General features: G+C 64.7%; 17 protein-coding genes and 1 pseudogene. 6 read left to right on the forward strand and 12 right to left on the reverse strand.

What is annotated here, in order from left to right; genetic code table 11:
• Window positions 1–85 precede the first annotated feature (85 nt).
• From KVY23_RS07135 to KVY23_RS07145, 3 genes are all read right to left on the reverse strand, one after another.
• On the reverse strand, window positions 86–1,231 hold the full coding sequence (locus KVY23_RS07135; RefSeq protein WP_230555864.1) for a diguanylate cyclase: 1,146 nt from the start codon (window positions 1,229–1,231) through the stop codon (window positions 86–88).
• An 85-nt stretch (window positions 1,232–1,316) separates the two neighbouring features.
• A complete protein-coding gene (locus KVY23_RS07140; protein WP_230555865.1) occupies window positions 1,317–2,270 on the reverse strand; it encodes a DUF1648 domain-containing protein in 954 nt (317 codons plus the stop codon).
• An 8-nt stretch (window positions 2,271–2,278) separates the two neighbouring features.
• Window positions 2,279–2,680 carry an SdpI family protein gene (locus KVY23_RS07145; protein WP_206508792.1) on the reverse strand — a complete coding sequence of 134 codons (402 nt, stop codon included), beginning with the start codon at window positions 2,678–2,680 and terminating at the stop codon, window positions 2,279–2,281.
• Window positions 2,681–2,751: 71 nt separating this feature from the next.
• Between KVY23_RS07145 and leuS the strand changes: the two genes are divergently transcribed.
• The gene (leuS, locus tag KVY23_RS07150; protein WP_230555866.1) at window positions 2,752–5,574 is read left to right on the forward strand and encodes a leucine--tRNA ligase; all 2,823 of its coding nucleotides are present in this window, start codon (window positions 2,752–2,754) and stop codon (window positions 5,572–5,574) included.
• A 149-nt stretch (window positions 5,575–5,723) separates the two neighbouring features.
• Window positions 5,724–6,983: a lipase family protein gene (locus KVY23_RS07155; protein ID WP_230555867.1), complete on the forward strand. Its 1,260-nt coding sequence runs from the start codon at window positions 5,724–5,726 to the stop codon at window positions 6,981–6,983.
• 50 nt (window positions 6,984–7,033) lie between these two features.
• Here KVY23_RS07155 and KVY23_RS07160 read toward each other — a convergent pair whose 3' ends face one another.
• The 3 genes from KVY23_RS07160 to KVY23_RS07170 all read right to left on the reverse strand — a co-directional run bounded on the left by KVY23_RS07160 (window position 7,034) and on the right by KVY23_RS07170 (window position 8,767).
• Window positions 7,034–7,459 carry a pyridoxamine 5'-phosphate oxidase family protein gene (locus KVY23_RS07160; RefSeq protein WP_230555868.1) on the reverse strand — a complete coding sequence of 142 codons (426 nt, stop codon included), beginning with the start codon at window positions 7,457–7,459 and terminating at the stop codon, window positions 7,034–7,036.
• Window positions 7,460–7,555: 96 nt separating this feature from the next.
• Window positions 7,556–8,233, reverse strand: coding sequence for an SDR family oxidoreductase (locus tag KVY23_RS07165; RefSeq protein WP_230555869.1), 678 nt, complete (start codon window positions 8,231–8,233; stop codon window positions 7,556–7,558).
• A 9-nt stretch (window positions 8,234–8,242) separates the two neighbouring features.
• Window positions 8,243–8,767 carry a DinB family protein gene (locus KVY23_RS07170; RefSeq protein ID WP_230555870.1) on the reverse strand — a complete coding sequence of 175 codons (525 nt, stop codon included), beginning with the start codon at window positions 8,765–8,767 and terminating at the stop codon, window positions 8,243–8,245.
• 118 nt (window positions 8,768–8,885) lie between these two features.
• On the opposite strand from KVY23_RS07170, the gene KVY23_RS07175 reads away from it, so the two are divergent.
• Window positions 8,886–10,223: an amylo-alpha-1,6-glucosidase gene (locus KVY23_RS07175; RefSeq protein WP_206508787.1), complete on the forward strand. Its 1,338-nt coding sequence runs from the start codon at window positions 8,886–8,888 to the stop codon at window positions 10,221–10,223.
• Window positions 10,224–10,226: 3 nt separating this feature from the next.
• Here the strand turns inward: KVY23_RS07175 and KVY23_RS07180 are convergent, their stop codons facing one another.
• The 6 genes and pseudogenes from KVY23_RS07180 to KVY23_RS07205 all read right to left on the reverse strand — a co-directional run bounded on the left by KVY23_RS07180 (window position 10,227) and on the right by KVY23_RS07205 (window position 17,391).
• Complete coding sequence (locus KVY23_RS07180; RefSeq protein WP_230555871.1) at window positions 10,227–11,000, reverse strand: thioesterase domain-containing protein; 774 nt, start codon at window positions 10,998–11,000, stop codon at window positions 10,227–10,229.
• A gap of 301 nt (window positions 11,001–11,301) precedes the next feature.
• On the reverse strand, window positions 11,302–13,359 hold the full coding sequence (locus KVY23_RS07185; protein WP_230555872.1) for a PhoX family phosphatase: 2,058 nt from the start codon (window positions 13,357–13,359) through the stop codon (window positions 11,302–11,304).
• Window positions 13,360–13,506: 147 nt separating this feature from the next.
• Window positions 13,507–14,232, reverse strand: a complete 726-nt coding sequence (locus KVY23_RS07190; RefSeq protein ID WP_230555873.1) for an amino acid ABC transporter ATP-binding protein — start codon at window positions 14,230–14,232, stop codon at window positions 13,507–13,509.
• Between the two features lie 4 nt (window positions 14,233–14,236).
• A pseudogene (locus KVY23_RS07195) lies at window positions 14,237–15,964 on the reverse strand (ABC transporter substrate-binding protein/permease).
• A gap of 136 nt (window positions 15,965–16,100) precedes the next feature.
• Window positions 16,101–16,865: an LLM class F420-dependent oxidoreductase gene (locus tag KVY23_RS07200; protein ID WP_230555874.1), complete on the reverse strand. Its 765-nt coding sequence runs from the start codon at window positions 16,863–16,865 to the stop codon at window positions 16,101–16,103.
• A 4-nt stretch (window positions 16,866–16,869) separates the two neighbouring features.
• Entirely contained in the window at window positions 16,870–17,391 is a 522-nt protein-coding gene (locus KVY23_RS07205; RefSeq protein ID WP_230555875.1) for a TIGR04338 family metallohydrolase, read from the reverse strand.
• 116 nt (window positions 17,392–17,507) lie between these two features.
• On the opposite strand from KVY23_RS07205, the gene KVY23_RS07210 reads away from it, so the two are divergent.
• The 3 genes from KVY23_RS07210 to KVY23_RS07220 are packed head-to-tail and all read left to right on the forward strand — an operon-like array spanning window position 17,508 to window position 20,542.
• Entirely contained in the window at window positions 17,508–18,263 is a 756-nt protein-coding gene (locus KVY23_RS07210; protein WP_230555876.1) for an ABC transporter ATP-binding protein, read from the forward strand.
• On the forward strand, window positions 18,260–19,021 hold the full coding sequence (locus tag KVY23_RS07215; RefSeq protein WP_230555877.1) for an ABC transporter ATP-binding protein: 762 nt from the start codon (window positions 18,260–18,262) through the stop codon (window positions 19,019–19,021). The genes KVY23_RS07210 and KVY23_RS07215 overlap by 4 nt, the downstream gene beginning before the upstream one ends.
• Before the next feature lie 30 nt (window positions 19,022–19,051).
• Entirely contained in the window at window positions 19,052–20,542 is a 1,491-nt protein-coding gene (locus KVY23_RS07220) for an ABC transporter substrate-binding protein (RefSeq protein WP_230555878.1), read from the forward strand.
• Window positions 20,543–20,544: the final 2 nt, after the last annotated feature.

A 20,544-nucleotide genomic window follows, 5' to 3' on the forward strand; every position in this document is an offset into this window, starting at 1 on the left:
GTGAGCCGAGAACGCCTCACCCTTTGCAGGCGAAACTCGCGCCCCAGACCGGCGGCTGTTGACTTCGCAGACGGCGAAGCCGCGGTCACAGATCGGTGGTTGCCGTCCGGTTGCCGCCGCTGTACTTGGCGCGGTACATCATCGAATCCGCTGCTCGGGTGGCGCGGGTGAGGACATCCGAGCTCGACTGCCAGCGATCGACCGCACTGGAGACGATCGACGCACCCACACTGACCGTGATGGGGATGTGGTCTTCGCGACGATGCAAAGTGCGGCCGATTCGGCCGATCAAGTCGTGAACCTGCCCTGCGGGACTGGAGAAGACGACGACGTACTCCTCGCCGCCGGTTCGCGCAACCACACCGATGTCCGCAAACAGCGTTCGCAGCCGAGTTGCGACTGTTGCGATGACCCAGTCTCCGCTGTCGTGACCGAAGTAGTCGTTGACGGCCTTGAAGCGATCGATGTCGATCACCACGACGACGAACACCTCACTCGTCTGCCTGCTTCGCAGCCACAGGTCCTCCGCAGCGTCCCAGAGTCCCCGCCGATTGAGCAGACCGGTCAGCGGATCGACGAGGGATCGGCGAGCATCCTGCCCGATCGCCGTCCAAGCGATATGTGCGAAAAGCGGAACGGAGGTGTTGATAGCAAGAATGACCAATCCTGCGGCGAGAGTGGACGGAACGTCGTCGTCGCCATAGCGGGCCGCCCGCGCAATCGCGATGGTGATGAACACGGAACACCATACGAGGTGGGCCAGCAGCCACCGCGGCGACAGAAAGTAGGTGAACAACGCGCCTGTGACGACGAAGAGCGCGCACCCGTAGAGGGTCGCGTCGGGGTCGTGGAGCACAAGCACCGAGGTGAGGCCGAGATCCCCGAAGAGAGCAAAGGCGATGAAGTCGCGCCGAACCGGCAACGGTCCGAAGAACCACCGGAGGGCGACAGCCAGTTGCGCCAGTAGCACCAGTCCGACCCATGCCTGCGCAATCAGGCTGGAGGGGCCCTGTGAACTGAACAGCATGAGGATCGATGCCATCGCGAACAGAAGGGTTGCGGCGCCGAAAACGAATCGAAGCGGAGCCTGCAGTCCACGCGTCGAGCGATGCGCGACGATCCACTCGTAATCGAAGGGTTGGTGGTACCACTCTTCCAGAAGCGTTCTCGTCGAGAAACTGTTGGTCCGCCGATGGTTGGCCGCACGGGGCGCCCCGGGACCGCGACTCATCGACGCTCGCTTTTCGTTCGTTACAGCCTCCAGCCACTACCCGATCCAGTGCAGAGCTTAACCACTCGAACCGGCACCCGGTCTGTCAACGCTGTGATGCCAGCGTGTTCAGAGCTCCCGCGATTCGATCCGCGTTCGGCGTCGTCACCGTCAGCCTCTCACCATTGGCGAAGGTCACAAATACGGCAGGACCCTTGGCCGTGGCCACGGCGTAGTTGCCTCGCCCCTTCACGCGTAGTCCCCAGCCACCGAAATCGCCGAACGGATCGACCTCGCGCACCGACGCGCCGGTGATCTCGTCGAGTGAATAGTCGAACGCAGCCATGCCGAGACTGCTGATGTGCAGGCCCGAGCGGTCGACGACCAGCTCGTAGCGCATCAGCGACACCGGAAGCACGGCCAAGGGCAGGAAGATCGCGATCGGCCACCAGGACTGCGAGAGCCAACACGTGAGCGCCGCCCCGGCGCCGAGTATCGCGAAGAGCACCACCAGTGCGACGCGTCCGGCGCCGAGCGACTCGATGATCGGCAGTTCCTCGTCGGCGCGGGGCAGCGCCTCCGGCGGAGGAGCATCCGCGGGCACACGTTCTCGGTAGTCACGCAACAGCGAGGCGCCGAGCAGTCCGACAGAGAAACCTACTGCGGTTCCGACGCCCAGAGCCCATCCGGGCACTTCGACACTGCCGACGTCGGTGGCATCGAGTTGTCGGGCGAGGATCGCCAACTGCAGCACGGTGATCAGCCCGACCACCGTCAGGCCGATCATCAGCATCGTCCGGCGCATCAGCAGAAGTGCATGCGCAAGAGCCGCGACCGCACTACAACCGCCACCGACGATCACTGTGACGATGGCCAGTGTCCAGGCGCTGGTGGTGGGACTGGTGAAACCGTCTGGCTGCGTTCCGGACCAATGGGTTGCGATCTGGTCAGGCAGTCGTGCGCTCCAGAGCCTGGCCACGATCACACCGAGGGCGGCAGCAAGAACAGGAACGACGACGCCAAAGATGACGCCCGCCGGGTCGAAGGTCTTCGTTTTCATGACCGAACTCAGCTCGGCTGACAAGCGTCCTTGAGACTGCAGGAAATGCAGGAGTGACCGCAGCCGCCGACGTCCTCTGCAGGAGTGGCAGCGGCGACGCGGGCACCGATCGATCCCCCGGCGCCTGCGGTGACCAGCGCGGCGATCGCGGAGGCGATAACCGCCACGACTGCGGCGGCACCCGTCAGCGCGACGCCGGCGGCGCCCCCGACGAGCAGGAGCACTGCAGCGGCGGCCGTGGTGGGGCCCGCGACCTTGTTGGCGGTGACGAAGGTGGCATCGTCGCGCATCGAGTCGGCGGTGCGGACGCCCGCCCAGCGGTTGCGGGGCAACCGGCCGACCAGACTCAGGGCAGCGACGACGCCCACCACAAGTGCGAGGACGAACATCAGTATCGACACGACGATCACGGTAGGTAAGGATACGGCTCACCGAGGTCCTCGTACCAAGCGCCCCAGCTCACCCCCTTAAGCTGGTCCGCGTGACCGATCCAGCCAAAGCGCCCTCCGAGTCCGTCCCCGAGCACCGCTACACCGCGGACGTTGCCGGTCGAATCGAGCAGCGGTGGCAAGATCTCTGGGAAGAGCAGGGCACGTTCGACGCCCCCAACCCGGTCGGCCCCCTCGCGGGCGAGGTCCCGAAGGACAAGCTCTTCGTCCAGGACATGTTCCCGTATCCGTCGGGCAGCGGCCTGCACGTGGGACATCCCCTCGGTTACATCGCCACCGACGTGTTCGCGCGTTTTCACCGCATGCACGGACGCAACGTCTTGCATGCGCTCGGCTATGACGCCTTCGGCCTGCCGGCCGAGCAGTACGCCGTCCAAACCGGCACGCATCCGCGCAGCACGACCGAGGCGAACATCGCGAACATGCGGCGCCAGCTGCGTCGGCTCGGCCTCGGCCACGACCGTCGTCGATCACTGGCGACGACGGATGTGGATTTCTATCATTGGACACAGTGGATCTTTCTGCAGATCTTCAACTCCTGGTACGACGTCGATCAGGCCAAGGCGCGCCCGATCGTCGAGCTGGAAGCGGCGTTCGCCTCGGGAGAGCGCGCGCTGGAGGACGGACGTGACTGGGCATCGTTGACGGCGTCCGAGCGGGCCGGCGTGTTGGACTCCTACCGTCTTGTCTACGAGTCCAACTCGATGGTCAACTGGTGCCCTGGTCTGGGTACCGTGCTCGCCAACGAGGAAGTGACGGCGGACGGCCGCAGTGATCGTGGCAACTTCCCGGTGTTCCGAAAGAACCTGAGGCAGTGGATGATGCGTATCACCGCCTACTCGGACCGCCTGATCGACGACCTCGAGTACCTGGATTGGCCGGAGAAGGTCAAGACCATGCAGCGAAACTGGATCGGACGTTCGCGCGGCGCGCAGGTCTCCTTCTCCGGAATCGAGGTGTTCACCACTCGGCCGGACACGCTGTTCGGTGCCACCTACGTGGTGCTTGCTCCCGAGCACGAATTGGTCGACGGGCTGGTCGCTGCCGAATGGCCGGCAGAGGTGCCCTCGTCGTGGACCGGTGGGGCCGCGAGTCCGGGTGAGGCCATCGCTGCCTACCGGGCGTCGATCTCCGCCAAGTCCGATCTCGAGCGTCAGGAGAACAAGGAGAAGACCGGCGTCTTCACCGGTTCGTACGCCGAGAACCCGGTCAACGGCGAGCAGGTGCCGGTGTTCATCGCCGACTACGTGCTCACCGGCTACGGCACCGGCGCCATCATGGCCGTCCCCGGTCACGATCAACGTGACTGGGAGTTCGCGAGCAAGTTCGAGCTGCCGATCCGTGAGGTCATCTCCGGTGGCGATATCACCGAGGCCGCTTTCGTCGGCGAGGGCTCGTTGGTGAACTCGGGCTTCTTGGACGGCATGCCCGTCGACGAGGCCAAGGCAGCGGTCACGGCGCGTCTCGAAGAAGAAGGCAAGGGCAAGGGGACTATTCAGTACAAGTTGCGCGACTGGCTGTTCGCGCGGCAGCGATACTGGGGCGAGCCCTTCCCCATCGTCTACGACGCAGACGGCAACGCGCATGCACTGCCGGATTCGGCTCTGCCCGTCGAGCTTCCGGAGGTCGAAGACTATGCTCCGGTCTCCTTCGATCCCGAGGACGCGAGCTCCGAGCCGTCACCGCCGCTGGCCAAGGCGTCGGACTGGGTGAATGTCGAACTCGATCTCGGTGACGGCCTGCAGACCTACCGCCGCGACACCAATGTGATGCCGCAGTGGGCCGGCAGTTCGTGGTATCAGCTGCGCTACGTCGACCCGACCAACACCGAGACCTTTGTCGACCCGGAGAACGAAAAGTACTGGGTCGGACCGCGTCCGGAGATCCACGGACCGAACGATCCGGGTGGGGTGGACCTGTACGTCGGCGGGCAGGAGCACGCTGTGCTGCACCTGATGTATGCGCGGTTCTGGCACAAGGTTCTCTTCGATCTGGGCCACGTCAGTTCGAGTGAGCCGTACCGCCGGTTGTACAACCAGGGCTACATCCAGGCGTACGCGTTCACCGATGCGCGCGGTGTCTACGTCCCGGCCGAGGTAGTCGAAGAACGCGACGGCAGCTGGTTCTACCAGGGCGAGCCCGTCAACCGCGAGTACGGGAAGATGGGCAAGAGCCTGAAGAACTCCGTCTCCCCCGACGAGATCTTCGCCGAGTACGGCGCCGACACCCTGCGTGTGTACGAGATGTCGATGGGGCCGCTGGACACTTCCCGGCCGTGGGCCACCAAGGACGTCGTCGGCGCTCAGCGTTTCCTGCAGCGCGTATGGCGTCTGGTGCTCGACGAGGAGACCGGCGAGATCCGCGTCACCGACGCCAAGCCTACCGAGGAGACGCTGCGCGTACTCAACCGCGCCATCGACGGAGTGGAAGCGGATTACATTGCGCTGCGCGACAATACGGCCGGAGCCAAGCTCATCGAGCTGACCAACCACCTCACCAAGGAATACCCGGACGGTGCCCCACGCGGCGTCGTCGAGCCGCTCGTGCTGATGCTCGCCCCGATGGCGCCGCACCTGTGCGAGGAACTGTGGAGCCGGCTCGGCCACGACCGTTCGCTCGCGCACGGACCGTTCCCACGAGTGGACGCCAAATGGCTCGTCGCCGACACCGTCGACTACCCCATCCAGGTCAACGGCAAGGTTCGCAGCCGAATCACGGTGCCCGCCGATTCTTCGGTAGGTGAGGTCGAGAAGACTGCGCTCGCCGACGAGAAGATCACAGCCCTGCTCGACGGCAAAGCACCCACCAAGGTCATCGTCATCCCGGGCCGGATGGTCAACATCGTTCTGAAGTAGTCCTCCCCTTTCACCGAGATCGAGGTTGTGTACGGATTCGAGCGTGTTTCCGTACGCAACCTCGATCTCGACGTCGAGCACCACCCGTAGAGGGTGAGACTGGACTGAAGTCGCCGTTTCTGTCGGTCTGCTGCGCTTAGATATCACCCATGTCGCTGATCGTTCGAGTCCTCGCCGCGATTGCCCTCGTTCTCGGCTCGGTCACCCTCGTTGCGCCCATCGCGCAGGCCCAGGGTCCCGGTTCGCCGATCCCCGCCGACGATCCGTTCTACAGCTGGGACGGTTCGCTCGACGCCGCGCCGGGAACGGTCCTCCGAAGTAGGCCGATGGTGTTCTCGACGCCGACGCTGACTACACCCATCACCGGTGAGCAGGTGCTGTATCGCACCACCGACCAGCAGGGCAACGGAGCCGTCACCGCCGCCGCGGTACTCAGGCCGCTCATCCCGGGGCCGCCGAAGATCGTCTCCTACCACATGGCCTACGACGCCCTCGGTTCTCAGTGCGACCCGTCGTACACCCTCAGCGGCGGTTCGACCAACAGAATCGCAGGTGCAGAGCAAGCCGTCATCGCCGGTTATCTCGCGGCCGGCTACACCGTCGTCGCACCGGATTACGAGGGCGAGGAGATGGAATGGACCATCGGGCGGCAGTCTGGCTATGCCGCCCTCGACGGTGTCCGCGCTACTCAGGAGTTTCTGCAGTTGCCGTCGAACACCCCCGTCGGCTTGATCGGCTACTCGGGTGGCTCGGTACCGACACAGTGGGGGGCCGAGGTCGCGCCGTACTACGCGCCGGAACTCAACATCGTCGGTGCAGCTGCCGGTGGCCTTCCCGTCGACCTCGCACACAATCTCCCGTACATCAGTGGAAGCGACAACTGGTCCGGGGTGATCCCTGCGCTCATCGTCGCCTACCAACGGGCCTACGGACTCGACACTGCGTCATTCCTGTCCGAGTACGGGGCAGAGTTGATCCAAGAGGTTGCGAACCAGTGCATCGCCGAGTTCGCTGCCGATTACCCCGGCTTGACCGATGCCGACATGGTGCGAGCCCCGTACAACTCGCTGCTCGATGTTCCCGAGGTGGTCGAGGCCATCAACGACAACATCATGGGCAGCACCGGAACCCCGAGCACCCCCATGTTTCTGGCCGTCGGGCATTCCGATCCGATCGGCGACACCGTCATGATCACCGCCGACGTGGAAGGACTTGCCCACGAATACTGCGGCCGCGGCGTCGATGTGCAGTACTCGCAGTACAACGGGTTGACCCACGGCGACGCCTTCGCGCCCTTCGAGGCCCAGGGCTTGCAGTTCCTCACCGAGCGCTTCGCGGGACTGCCGACGCGCAGCAACTGCGGGGTGATCGGTGTGGGCAACTCCCTCGCCCCGATGCCTGTGCCCTGAGCCTGCCGCCCTGCCGCCTGGTGATGTACATGTTCGGAGACAACTGACGGCTAGATGGCGCCCAAATCCGCAGACAACCAGTACTTCGGCGCGAGGTAGAACACGACGTTCTCTTCGAGCTGGTTGCTCGCGAACTCCAGGTATCCGTCGACCTTCTTGGGCGCGAGGTAGCGTGCGGTCATCTCTCGAAGCTGTTCGAGTGTTCCTTGCTCTTCCCTCAGAACGGGTCCGTCGACGGAGACGTATCGCACTGTGGGCTCGACGCGCTCGACCATGAGACTGAAAGTGCCTGCAGCGCGGATCAGCTCGGCCTTCTTGGACGTCTTTCCGGTCAGCACCCACGCCTCACCGCCAGGGGTGTACTGGTACCAGATAGGGACGGTCAGCGGGCCTCGCTCGGCGCCGGCGAACACCGACAGTGCTGCGATGTGCGGCTCGGAAAGAAACTCTTCACGCTCGGATTTCGACAGTGGCATGTACCGAGGATATGTCCGCTTCTACAGCTCGTCGAAGGGTTTCGCATATCGAAAGCTGCCGTTCACCGGACCGTTGGTGAGCTGCAGCCGGGTGGGCTACCGGGGAATCGGCTTGAGCACGATCTCCGTCGGGTGCGCGTCGGCCGGGGTGTCGATGGCATTGCGGACCGCAAGCGCGACGGTGTCGGCTCGAAGGAACTGTCCACCGTCGTACTCCTTACCCTCGTGCTCGACGATCGCCTTCTGCATGTCGGTGTCGATCCGGCCCGGATGCACCGAGGTCACCCGCAAGGACGGCTCCTCCTGACGCAACGCGTCACCGAACGCCCGCAACGCGAACTTCGACGCCGCATACGCACCCCAGCCCGGATTGACGCGCAACCCGGCACCCGAATTGATCAGGACGACATGGCCATTGGCCTTCCGCAGTGCAGGCAACACAGCCTGCGTCAACGCAACCACAGCAAGAACATTGCTCTCGTACTGCGCCCGCCAGTCCTCGATCGAAGACTCTTCGACGGTGCCCAAGGCTGCCACGCCCGCGTTGTGGACGAGGACATCCAGCGAGTCGAACGATGCTGCTGCGCGCACAACCGAGGCATGGTCAGTCAAGTCCACCGGCCACGCCGTCGCTCCCGGGAGTTCGGCGGCAATGGAACCGAGCGATTCCGCCGAGCGCCCGCCGAGATAGACCCGATGATCGGACGCTAGTTTCCGTGCGATCGCTGCGCCGAGGCCGCGGCTGGCACCCGTCACCAGAGCCGTTGAAGTCATACTGCCAACTTAGCGAATGGTCATTCCGGCGGCGATCGCCATCTGCCTCGTCGTGTTGCCGCCGTCGAGGGACTCCCGGATGATGTCGGCGTGACCTGCATGCTGGGCCATCTCGCGGAGAATGTGCAGCAGCGTGAACCGCACCGACTGGTACGTGCGAACAGGTGCCCACGGTGCCGTCGGGAGTGGGACCTGGGCGTCGAGGTCCAAGTCAGCGAGAGCGGCCTCGGTGGCCTGCGCGACGCGGGAGTACTCCTCACGTAGTCCCGCGACGGTATCGCCGGCGGCCATCACGTACTCGGTGCCCATCCGAGATACGTCGAACTCGGCGGTCTCGTCCATTTCGGCGATGACCTTCATCCACGAACGCTCATTGTTGATCACATGGTTGAGCAGCCCGCCGAGGGTGAGTTCGCTGACAGTGGTTCGCAACCTCGCCTGCTCGTCGGTGATGCCGTCGACGGTATAGAGATAGTTGGTCCGTTGGTCGGCGAACATGCGCGCGATGTCGGCCTTCTCACCGGTGAGTGTCATGGAAATCTCCTTCGCTGTTGGTGAAAATGACGATAGAAGGCTTTGCGGACAGCTTCGGTCCTCGATAGGAATGCTCACTCATCGGGCGAGATCGGCGCCGGGGTCGCAAACTAGGAGGATGGGAGACCGGGGATTCACTTCGACACAGCTGGCCGCGAGAGCTGCCTATCTCCTGCGCGGCAACGATCTGGGGACGATGACCAGCGCCGCACCGCGTCTGTACCCGCATATGTGGAGCTGGGATGCAGCGTTCGTCTCCGTCGGGCTCGCTCCGCTGAGCGTCGAACGCGCGGTGGTGGAGCTCGACACACTGCTGTCCGCACAGTGGAAGAACGGGATGATTCCGCACATCGTTTTCGCCAACGGAGTGGACGGGTACTTTCCCGGCCCGGCCCGATGGGAGACGAGCGAACTCGCGGCGCATGCGCCACTCGGTCCGCAGACATCGGGCATCACCCAGCCTCCGGTACATGCGATCGCGGTCCAGCGGATCCTCGACCATTCACGCCGACACGGCCGCACGACGAGAGCCGTCGCCGAGGAGTTTCTCGACCGCCGATGGGAGAACCTCGTCCGGTGGCATCGCTGGCTTGCCGAGGCGCGTGACGTCGGCGACAACGGCCGCATCACCCTCTTCCACGGCTGGGAGTCGGGCATGGACAACTCCCCACGATGGGACGCGGCATACAAAGCTGTCGTGGCCGGGGTGATGCCGTCGTACGTTCGTAAGGACGACGCCGTCATCACCGACCCGTCGCAGCGCCCGAGCAACAGCGAGTACGACCGCTACATCTGGCTCGTCGAAGAGATGAAGCAGTCCGGGTACGACGACGTGCTCCTCGCGGAGAGGATGAGTTTCGCCGTCGAAGACGTGTTCGTCAGCGCGATCTTCGCAATGGCGTGTGACGTGCTCGCGACGATCGGCGAGGAGCATTCGAAGCCCAACTCGGACGTCCGCGAACTACGTGGCTGGGCAGACAAGTTTCGCCAGGGCGTCATCGCGACGACGGACGAGCGCTCCGGCGGTGCCCGCGACTTCGACCTGCGCGCTCAACGATGGATCACCACCGACACGATCGCGATGTTCGCGCCACTGTTGTGCGGCGGTCTCCCTCGTGAGCAGGAACGCAACCTCATTCGCACCTTCGAGGGCACCAGGTTCTGCGGCCACCCCGACCTGCGCTTCGCGGTGCCGCCGTCGACGTCGCCCGTCTCACGGGACTTCCGGCCTCGCGAATACTGGCGCGGCCCGGTGTGGCCCGTCATAACGTGGCTGTTCTCGTGGGCGTTCTCGCGGCGGGGCTGGGCCGAGCGGTCCCTGAATCTGCGCGAGGAAGGACTACGTCAAGCGAGCGACGGGAGTTTCGCGGAATACTACGAACCGTTCACCGGTCAACCGCTGGGCAGCATGCAGCAATCGTGGACGGCGGCTGCGGTTCTCGACTGGTTGGGCTGACGCCTACTCGCTGCGGTGCGCTCCGATGTATCGGGCAGCGAGCGGGCCGACAGCCCGCAGCGCCGCCGCCGACGTCATCTCCCAGTGGGTATACGGGACCGAGTAGTGCGAGAGCTCGCCGCGCAGATACGGGTGCCACGTCGACAGTCCGAGCCGTTCCTCGTGGTCGGCCGTCACGAAGAGCACATCGCCGTCGTAGACACCCGGGTGGTGACGGTTGGCGAGTTCGTGGGTGTGCCGCGCGGCCGAGACGAGTCGCTCGGCTTCCTGGGGGTCCACGACGCCTGACTCAGTGATGAGTGTGGCTAGCTGGTCACCGATCGGGGGCTGGACGGCGTGACTGTCCAACATCACGAGAGACGCGAGCTGTTTGCCCTGCGCGCGTAGCCGCACAGCCATGGCGTGTGCGATGGTGCCGCCGAGCGACCACCCGAGAAGGTGATACGGCCCGTCGGGGACGAGTGCCTCGATCTCGTCGATGTAGCTCTGCGCCAACTTGTCCAGAGTGTCGGGCAATTCGTTCGGTGAGGGAGTTTGAATGCCGTACAGGGGGTTGGCGGTGAATTCCTCGAAACCGAGGTAGCACCAGGACAATCCGATAACCGGGTGGATGCAGAACACCGGGGCGTCGGCGCCTTCGGTTCGGATGGGGAAGACGATGTCGAACGCTGATCTGGAGCCGAAGCCAGAATCGACCTGCGGGTCCGGCCTGCGCGGTGCGGTGAGCACAGAACCATCAGGCTCGAAGTAGCTGTCCGTGATGCCGATGTCGGTCATGTCTGTGCCTCCGAAGTGCTGTGGTGACGAGCCGAAGCCCGCACCGGGAAGATGCGGACGGTGCCCCGAGATCTCGTCCGCCCTGTGCTGGAAGCCCCCGCCACCAGGCCTGTATCAGGCGAGGTTACACAGTCGTTATCTATGGTCGAGCGGATCGAGCGCACGACCGGGGCGCATGTAGACAGGTCACAGAGGTGATCGCCAAGTTTCGATGACACCTAACAACGGCGAAGGCGCACGCAACCGCAGAACAACGGTTACGTGCGCCCTCTAGTGGAACGGCGCTATCGCGCGGTCAGCGTCAGACCTTCCAGACCGCAACCATCGACGGGCGCGGCTGGGAGTCGCCTCCGTCGGGCCAGTGTGAAGCCGGATTGTCAGCAGAGGCATCGTCCGACTCACCCGGGTGCTGAACTGCAACGATGACGCGCTCATCCTGGATGATCGGGCCACACGTCTCGGCGCCTGCCGGAACGGTCAGGAACTGACGCGTTTCTCCGCGGCGCTCACCGTCCAGGACGACAGCAAACAAGCCGTCGTTGGAGTCGAGGGCGTTGCCGTCCGTGGAAATCCACAGGTTGCCCTTGGAGTCGAAAGCCAGGTTGTCCGGGCACGAGATCGGGCTGACCTGGGTCTTGTCGAAGCCGCCGAAGTAGGTGTCAGCGGCTTCCGGGTCACCCGCGACGATGAGCAGGTTCCACACGAACTCGGTACCGGCGTGATCGTCTTCGAGCTCGAGGACCTGGCCGTTCTTGTTCTGCACGCGTGGGTTCGCCTCGTCGACGGACGCGTAGTCGTCGACTCCGCGGTTCTTGTTGTTGGTCAGTGCCACGTACACCTTGCCGGTCACCGGGTTCGGCTCGAAGTCCTCGGGGCGGTCCATCTTCGTGGCGCCGACCTTGTCGCCTGCCTGCCGGGTGAAGACAGCGACCTCTTCGGCGGACATGCCGTCGACGAGGGATTCTGCATTGCCGTCATTATTGGTGCGGAGCAACGGAATCCACTCACCCTTGCCCGAGAACTTGCCGGACGGCGGCAGGGTTCCGGTGCCGTCGATGGCATCGGGCGAGTCGCCTGTGAGGACTGCGACATAGAGGGTGCCCGCGTCGAGAATGGTCATGTTCTCACGCATAGCAGCCTGGCCGTTGCCGGGCATCATCTTTCGGCTGGAGACGAACTTGTACATGTAATCGAAGCGCTCGTCGTCACCACTGTAGGCGACGACCGTGCCGTCGTCGGTGACATAGATGGTCGCGGCCTCGTGCTTGAAGCGACCCATGGCCGAGTGCTTGACCGGGGTGGAGTTGGGATCCCACGGATCGATCTCGACGATGTATCCGAAGCGGTTGGCCTCGTTGGGTTCCTGAGCGAGATCGAATCGAGGGTCGAACTGCTCCCACTTGCGGTCGCTTGCTGCGCCTTCGAGGCCGTAGCGCGCGAGCCGCTCGGCGGCAGCAGGTTCGGTGACCGACTCGGCATTGCCGAAGTACTGGTTGAAGTTCTCCTCGCCCGAGAGCACTGTGCCCCAGGGCGTCAGTCCGCCGGAACAGTTGTTCAGCGTGCCGAGGACCTTGGTACCGGTGGGGTCGGCACCGGTCTTGAGGAAATCACTGCCCGCGGCGGGACCGGTGACGAGGAACTCCGAGGTCGCGGTGAGGCGACGGTTGTACTGGCTGAACGCCGGTGTCAGTGCGCCGGAGCCGTTCTCGCCGTTGACCTGCAGGATGGACAGGCCGTGTGCGGCAAGCGCGATGTCGAACTGCTCACGCGTCGGGTTCTCTTCGTCGTATCCCTTGAACAGGTTCGGCTCGGTGGTGTACTCGTGGCTGACGACGAGCAGGTACGCGTTCGGGGTGCCCTCGATCGGGAGCAGGCCGGCGAAGTCGTTGTTGTACCCGAACTGCATGGCCTGTGCGGCAGCGGTCTGGTTGTCGAAGTCGAACTCGGGGGCACCCTCGAGCACCGGGTCGCCCCAGCGGATGACGACGCCCTGCTCGTAGCCCTCCGGGATCACGACTGCATCCTCGGTGTTGGGCGCCACAGCGGTGAAATCGACACCGTCGACGGGTGGGGTGGATGGTGTCGAGCCGTTCGACGACGTCCCGTCGGTGGCGGCGGCGTCGTCCTCGGTGCCGCATGCTGCGAGCAGGCCGCCGGCGCCGACCGCGACGACAGCCATCGCGCCGCCGCGCAGTACCCCGCGCCGACTCATCGCCGTCTTGACGATGTCGCCGAAGTACTCGCCCTTGGATGTATTGGGGGCGTCGTGGAAACACGCGTCGCCGCACTTGTACTTGCATGTCAGGTTCGACCGCGCCGAGCTACCGTCGTGGGTCGTCAGAATCGGGAGAAGCTTCATGAGACGGCAGCGTTCCAGTGGAAAGCGAAACGAAGGAGTCGCCCAGGTGAAGTCGGGAATAACGAGGGTGCCCTAAGGCGGCTCCGCCGCATGTGCGTGGAAATACATAGCAGGCTATGTATTTCCACGCACATGCGCCGAAGGCGCCTACAACACCTGGGACAGGAACTGCTGGAGCCGGTCGGTGTGCGGGTCGTCGAAAAGTTGGTCCGGAGTGCCGGTTTCGACGGCGCTGCCGTGGTCCATGAACAGCACCTTGTTGGACACCGAACGAGCGAAGCCCATCTCGTGAGTGACCACCACCATCGTCATACCGCCCGATGCCAGATCCGCCATCAGGGCCAGCACACCCTTGACCAGCTCCGGATCCAGCGCGGATGTCGCCTCGTCGAAGAACATGATGTCGGGCTTCATGGCGAGTGCACGAGCGATGGCGACACGCTGCTGCTGTCCACCGGACAGATTGCCCGGACGAGAATCCGCCTTGGCGGAAAGGCCCACCAATTCCAGCTGTTCCATTGCCGCGGCTCGCGCTGCCTCCTTCGTCAAACCCTTGAGTTTCTGCGGGGCCAGCGCCACGTTGTCGGCCACTGTCTTGTGCGGGAACAGATTGAAATGCTGGAACACCATGCCGATACGCTGCCGAAGTTCGTCCGGGTTGTCGCGCAACACCGATTTTCCGCCGAGAAGGATGTCGCCCTCGTCGGGTTCGTGCAGTCTGTTCAGTGCGCGCAGCAGCGTCGACTTGCCGGAACCCGACGGCCCGATGACGGTGGTGGTTCTACCCGCGTCGACGTGAATGTTCACCCCGCGCAGCACCTTGTTGGTGCCGAAGGCGAGATGAATGTCGGTGCCGGTCAATGAGACAGCCATGTGCTCACCTCTCCACCACGATGATCTTCTCGACCGGGTCGAGCGTGCCGGATGTGTCGGCTTTGCCCGATCGCAGACGGGAATCGATGAAGTTCACCAGGTGCGTCAGGGGGATCGTCAGGAACAGGTAGAACACCCCGGCGGCCAGCAGGGGTGAGAGATTGCCGGTCTGCGCGGCGGTGTCCTGCCCCACCCGGAACAGCTCGCGTTGCGAGGCCAGCAACCCGAGGAAGTAGATCAGCGAACTGTCCTTGATCAGCGAGATGAACTGATTGACGATGGCCGGCAGGACGCGTCGAATCCCCTGCGGCACAACCACCAGCGCCATCGACCGCCGATAGCTGAACCCCAGCGCGCGGGACGCCTCGAGCTGGCCGGAGTCGACGCTCTGGATGCCGGAGCGGAAGATCTCGCCGAAGTACGCCGCCGCCATCAGCGACAGAGCAGCGATACCGAGTGGGAATGGGCTTCGGCTGCCGGTCAATTGGGTCAGCGTCGGCCCGAAGCCGAGCCCGATGAGGAGAATGACGACGGCTGCGGGAAGCCCGCGAAAGACGTCGGTGTACATCCGGGCCGGCCACCGGAGCCAGCGGGAACGGGACATTCCCGCCACCGCTAGCCCGAGTCCGATGATCGTGCCGATCACCCCGGACGAGAGGGCGAGGATCAGAGTGTTCGGCAGTCCGACGGTGATCAGCGCGGGGACGGTGTCCCAGATGAGCTGCCAGTCGAAGAACGTGTCGTACAGGTTGGAGAGCGTATCCATCGACTAGGACGCCGGGAGAACGGAGGCCTTGCTACCCGGCTTCCAGTCCGAGGGCACCTCGCGCTCCGGGTACCACTCCTGCTCGAGGGTGTTCCATGTGCCGTCGTTGACGACCGCGTCGAGTCCGGAGTTCAAGGCGTCGATCAACGGCTGGTTGTCCTTGTTCACCGCGTAGGCAGTGAAGTTGGTGGTGTTGACGGTCGTTTCCAGGATGGCGACACCGTCCTCTGCCTTGACCTGGCCGGAGGCCTGCTGCGACGGCGCGACCCACGCGTCGATCTGGCCGGACCTGACGTTGGCGTAGGCGGTGTTGTAGTCCGGGAATCGGACCGGCTCGATGCCGATGGTGTTGGTGACGTAATCGTCCTGCACAGTGCCCTGGACGACGCCGATGCGCTGCTGGCCGTCCAGCTCGGCGATGGTCCGGATGGCGTAGTCGTTCTTCGCCACGAGCGCCATTTCCCCGAAGTCGTAGCCGTTGGTGAATCCGACGGTCTGGCGGCGCGCGTCGGTGGTGGAGATGGACGAGGATCCGACGTCGTAGACCGTGTTGTTCACCGAAGCGAGCAGGCCCGAGAACTCGGTCGCGGCGAACTCGACCTCGAGGCCGAGTTTGTCCCCGATCGCCCTGAGCAGTTCGTTGTCGAAGCCGGTGAAGTTGCCGGCTTCGTCGATGAAGATGTTCGGCGGGGCGTCGGACAGTGTGCCCACGTACAGGGTGCCGGGTTGGGTCAATCCGATGTTCGCGGTGTCGATCTCGTCGAGCGGAGTGACGTCATCGGTGGTGTGCCTGTCCAGCGATACCTGATCCGAGCCGGCGAGTGCGTTCTCGCCGGTGCCGCCCGAGCTGCCGTCGCTCGAGCACGCTACTGCGCCGAGCGTGAGTGCGAGCGTCGCTGCAATTGCTGCGGTGGCGCGGCCTCGTAAACGACGTGTGTTCAACTCTGGACTCCTCGGTGCTGGCATCGGTGATTCGGTATGGTCACGAACGAACGAAACTATCGCGCCGCTGGAGGCGGCACGAGCGCTACGCCGCCCGGCGGGTCAACCACCGAGAGTGCTCGAACATTCCCGCACCGAGGAGCTTCGATCCCGAAAGTTCTCACCTGTGGTCGTTGCGCCACGTCAGCGCAGCTTTGAGTTCCGTGAGGTCGTAGTCGGGGCCGCCTGTCCCCACGGTGAACAGTCTCACCCCGGCGTCGACGAAGGACTGGGCCTTGTCCGCGCCCGGCCATGGCACCGAACGGGTGATGCCCGAAACATCACGTCCGACGGTTTCGCCGTGTTCGGCGAGGATGCCCGATTTGCGCTCGAAAGTCTCCAGGTCAGCGAAGCTGTGCCAGATATGTGCGTACTTCGCGACCATCTTCAGTGTCTTTTTCTCCCCACCGCCGCCGATCAGGATCGGAATCTCGCGTGTCGGCGCGGGATTGGCGACGTCGAGACGGTGCCTGATCCGAGCGAGGTTGTCGTCGAGCAGCTTCAGGCGCGAGCCCGCGGTGCCGAACTCGTAACCGAAGTTGTCGTAGTCCTTTTGGTTCCACCCACCACCGATGCCCAGGATCAGTCGGCCACCGCTCATATGGTCGACCGTGCGTGCCATATCCGCGAGCAGGTCGGGATTACGATAGCCACCGCCGGTGACGAGGGCCCCGATCTCGACCTCGGACGTCTGTTCGGCCCAGGCGCCGAGCATCGTCCAGCACTCGAAGTGCGCCCCGTCGAGGTCGCCGTAGAGCGGATAGAAGTGGTCCCAGTTGAAGACGATGTCGACACCCGCATCCTCCGAGCGCAACACCGCATCTCGGATGAGGCCGTAGTCGGGGGCATGCTGGGGCTGCAGTTGTACGCCGATTTTTACAGTCATACCTCTATTGTGCGCATAATCCGATCTCGACGCCCGTCTCCAATAATGTGGCCCGCAGTAGGAACCCCGCCTCGTTGCCGACGATCTCGGTGACCAGGGTTGCGAAGCGGTCGACGAATGCACCGCCGTGTGCGGGAGCCTCGGAGTCCTCCGGTTCGAAGTGGTGGGCGAGTTCGTGGAGTACGACGAGCTCGCGTAGTGCCCATGCTTTGTTTCTGCGGTGCAGCGGGACGGCGATGGTGCGGGTGTCTCTCTCGTAGTGCGAGGCCCCGGATCCGGACCGCTCGCGCACCTGCACCGTCCCGGCGTCGGGCCACCGCGCGCGGACCCAGTCGAGCGCGAGAATCGAGTCGAGGTAGTGCTGAACCGAATCGAGTGAGGCGAACTTCCGCTCGATCGGAAGCGTCAGTGTGGAGCCGTAGATGTCGACGGTTCGCAGGTCACGCTCGTCTGCTCGATCGAAGATGGTCCGCACCAAGGTCTCGGCCGCGTACACCTTCGACCGTTGCGAATCCCTGTTCTTCACCGTCTCGACACTAATGCCGAATTTGTGTCTGCTCCGAGGCGCCTCTACAGTTAAAGCGACAACGATTGTCGAAGTCACTGCCAACAGGCGCCCGTATTCTCGCGTAGGAGACCCCCTTGCTCGTCGTCGATGGCGTGAATATCGACGCCGGCCGTACCCGCATCGTCGAGAACATCTCCTTCCGAATTGCCGCCGGCCAGCGAGTCGGCCTCCTCGGCGCGTCCGGGTCGGGCAAGTCGCTCACCGCCTCGGCGATCATCGGACACCTTCCCCCGGGCATCACCTCGAGTGGTCACATCACGGTCGATGGCCACGACGTCGCGGGCCTGCCGACGCCGCGTCGTCCCCTCAGCGCACGCCCGGCGATGGTCTTCCAGGACTCGGCAACCGCGCTGAACCCGATGGTCACCGTCGGCGCGCAACTCAGCGCGCCCGCTCGAAGAACGAAATCCGACGCCACCGCGATTCTCGAGCAGGTCGGCTTCCGTGAACCCGAGCGGATCCTCGCCGCCTACCCCCTGGAACTCTCAGGTGGTCAACGTCAGCGGGCGTGCATCGCGTTGGCCCTCGCCTGCCGCAGCCCGCTGCTCGTCGCCGACGAGCCGACCACCGCCCTCGACGTGGTCACGCAGGTACGGGTGCTCGACGCCTTGAAGGCCGTCGACTCCGCGCAATTGTTCATCACGCACGACGTGGCCGTCGCGGCCCAGCTGTGCGACCGGTTGATCGTCATGGAACGCGGACATATCGTCGAAGAGGGTGCGACGACCGACATCATCGACAATCCCCGGAGCCCCCTGACAGAGAGTCTCATCGCACGGGCGCGGGCGATGGACCCGCTGTCCGCGCTGACCGCAGGCCGCGCCCGATGAGCCTTCTCGCATCCGGACTCACGCGTCGATTCCGCCAGGGCAGCAAGACCACCACCGCGCTCGACGGAGTCGACCTCGAGGTCCCGCCCGGCGCGCGGGTCGCGCTGGTGGGCGAATCGGGATCAGGCAAGACAACGCTACTGAAAATGCTTCTCGCGCTGAACCATCCGGACTCCGGAACCGTGACGCTGGACGGCACGGTCGTTGTGCCCGGCAACGCCCGCTCGCTGCGGTGGTTTCGCCGACGGGTGCAGTACATCCCGCAGGACCCGGCCACCTCACTCGACCCTCGGCGAAGCGTCGTCGATCTCGTCGCGACGCCGTTGCGCCTTCTCGGCGCCGAGGGCGACCACGCGGCACTCGCTCGGCGCGCACTGGCTGCAGTTGGATTGGACGAGAGATATCTGCAGCGACGGCCCTCGGAACTGTCCGGCGGCCAGAACCAGCGGGTCGCCATCGCACGCGCCGTTGCTTGTGAACCGGACTATCTGCTGGCCGACGAGCCGGTGAGCGGACTGGACCTCGACCTGCGCGACCAGGTACTCACCGTGCTCGACGACCTGTCCACACGAACCTCGACCGCGTTGCTGGTGGTCTCCCACGATCTGTCGGTGGTGGCTCGGTTGTGCAGCGACATCTCGGTGATGTGCGACGGCCGGATCGTCGAGACCGGGACCACCGCGTCCGTCCTCACCGCTCCCGTCCATCAGCACACCCGAGCATTGCTCGACGCGGTGCCCAGGCTTCATTCCGCTTGACCGGTCACGAACCAGCACAGGAGAAAATGCATGTCCAGCAGCAAGTTTCGCGCAGCACGACTTGGAGCGGTCGGTGCAGTGGGTGTTCTCGCGCTCACCAGTTGCTTCTCCACACCGGCGTCCGAGGACAGCGAGGATCGAGTGCGGATCGCTCATCTCCAGCCGCCGCGCTCGGGCCTCGACCAGTTCAGCGACGACGCCTTCAAGCTCTCACGCTGGTCGACGGCGGAAACGTTGGTCACCCTCGATGACCTCGGTGACGCACTACCGGGGCTCGCGACCGGGTGGGACCGCGTCGACGAGTTCACGTGGAGCTTCGACATCCGTCCCGATGTGCGCTTCCACAACGGGGCACTGCTCGACGCCGATGCTGTCGTGACGGCACTGACGGCGGCGACCGAGGCTGCACCCAAGCCGCGCATCCTCGACGGCGTCGAGATGACGGTAGAAGCGGTGGACGAGGAGACCGTGACGGTCACAACCGAATTGGTCGACCCGCTGGTGCCCCAGCGACTGTCGAGTCCACAGTTGGCCATCCTCGCCCCGGTCGCCTACGAGGGCGAGGGTCCGGTCGATGCGATCGGCACCGGCACCGGGCCGTTCGTGCTCACCAGCGTCGACGGCACCTCGAGCGCCTCGCTCGACCGCAATGACGACTACTGGGGCGAGAGTGCCAAGATCGCCGGCATCGACGCCGACTTCGTGCCCGACGGCACCGCCCGCGGGGCGTCGCTACGCAACGACACCGCCGATGTCGTAGAGGCCATTCCGGTCTCGCAGGCATCGCTCGTCGACTCCGAGCTGGTGCACGAGGTACCGATGCCGCGGACCAACACCCTGTATCTCAATACCGCGAACGGCGTCTTCAGCGACCCATCCATGCGCGCCGCGGCCCGCGAGTCCGTCGACAAGGATCGACTCGTCGAGCAGGTGTACGAGGGCCGCGCCGACGCCGCGAACGGTCTCCTCGGACCTGCACTTCCCTGGGCCGCCGATCGCCCCGAGCGCACCGAAACCCCGGCCGGCGACGCGACCGGCAAACGAATCACCCTCGCCACCTTCACCGATCGCGCCGAACTGCCCGAGGTTGCCGTGCTGCTGCAGCAGGAGCTCGAGGCCCAGGGCTTCATCGTCGAGCAGGTCGTCCGCGAGTACCAGTTCATCGAATCCGACGCGCTGGAGGGACGTTTCGACGCCTTCATCCTCTCGCGCGCCACGGTCCTCGATTCCGGTGACCCGGTGGCGTACATGTACTCCGACTTCGCCTGCGAGGGATCGTTCAACATCTCCCAGTTCTGCGACGCCGAGGTGGACGCGGCGTTGGCGGCGGCATCGGCAACCGAACCCGGCGACGCCCGTCGCGCAGCAATCCTCGAGGCCGAGAGGCTGATTCTGGAGAAGGACGCCGCGGTCCCGATGCTGCACGAGCGCGTCATCCAAGGCGAGTCCGCCGGTATCACCGATGTGGCCCGCGACCCTCGCGAGCGCATTCTCATCACCAACCAGACCACGTTCGAGTAGAC

The organism is Rhodococcus sp. I2R (assembly GCF_020889545.1).
Taxonomy (GTDB): domain Bacteria; phylum Actinomycetota; class Actinomycetes; order Mycobacteriales; family Mycobacteriaceae; genus Rhodococcoides.

Excerpts from the sequence above, each read along its gene's own strand:
- KVY23_RS07135 (WP_230555864.1), bottom strand. The coding sequence starts at position 1,231 with ATGAGTCGCGGTCCCGGGGCGCCCCGTGCGGCCAACCATCGGCGGACC.
- KVY23_RS07140 (WP_230555865.1), bottom strand. The coding sequence starts at position 2,270 with ATGAAAACGAAGACCTTCGACCCGGCGGGCGTCATCTTTGGCGTCGTC.
- KVY23_RS07155 (WP_230555867.1), top strand. The coding sequence starts at position 5,724 with ATGTCGCTGATCGTTCGAGTCCTCGCCGCGATTGCCCTCGTTCTCGGC.
- KVY23_RS07160 (WP_230555868.1), bottom strand. The coding sequence starts at position 7,459 with ATGCCACTGTCGAAATCCGAGCGTGAAGAGTTTCTTTCCGAGCCGCAC.
- KVY23_RS07165 (WP_230555869.1), bottom strand. The coding sequence starts at position 8,233 with ATGACTTCAACGGCTCTGGTGACGGGTGCCAGCCGCGGCCTCGGCGCA.
- KVY23_RS07170 (WP_230555870.1), bottom strand. The coding sequence starts at position 8,767 with ATGACACTCACCGGTGAGAAGGCCGACATCGCGCGCATGTTCGCCGAC.
- KVY23_RS07175 (WP_206508787.1), top strand. The coding sequence starts at position 8,886 with ATGGGAGACCGGGGATTCACTTCGACACAGCTGGCCGCGAGAGCTGCC.
- KVY23_RS07180 (WP_230555871.1), bottom strand. The coding sequence starts at position 11,000 with ATGACCGACATCGGCATCACGGACAGCTACTTCGAGCCTGATGGTTCT.
- KVY23_RS07185 (WP_230555872.1), bottom strand. The coding sequence starts at position 13,359 with ATGAAGCTTCTCCCGATTCTGACGACCCACGACGGTAGCTCGGCGCGG.
- KVY23_RS07190 (WP_230555873.1), bottom strand. The coding sequence starts at position 14,232 with ATGGCTGTCTCATTGACCGGCACCGACATTCATCTCGCCTTCGGCACC.
- KVY23_RS07200 (WP_230555874.1), bottom strand. The coding sequence starts at position 16,865 with ATGACTGTAAAAATCGGCGTACAACTGCAGCCCCAGCATGCCCCCGAC.
- KVY23_RS07215 (WP_230555877.1), top strand. The coding sequence starts at position 18,260 with ATGAGCCTTCTCGCATCCGGACTCACGCGTCGATTCCGCCAGGGCAGC.
- KVY23_RS07220 (WP_230555878.1), top strand. The coding sequence starts at position 19,052 with ATGTCCAGCAGCAAGTTTCGCGCAGCACGACTTGGAGCGGTCGGTGCA.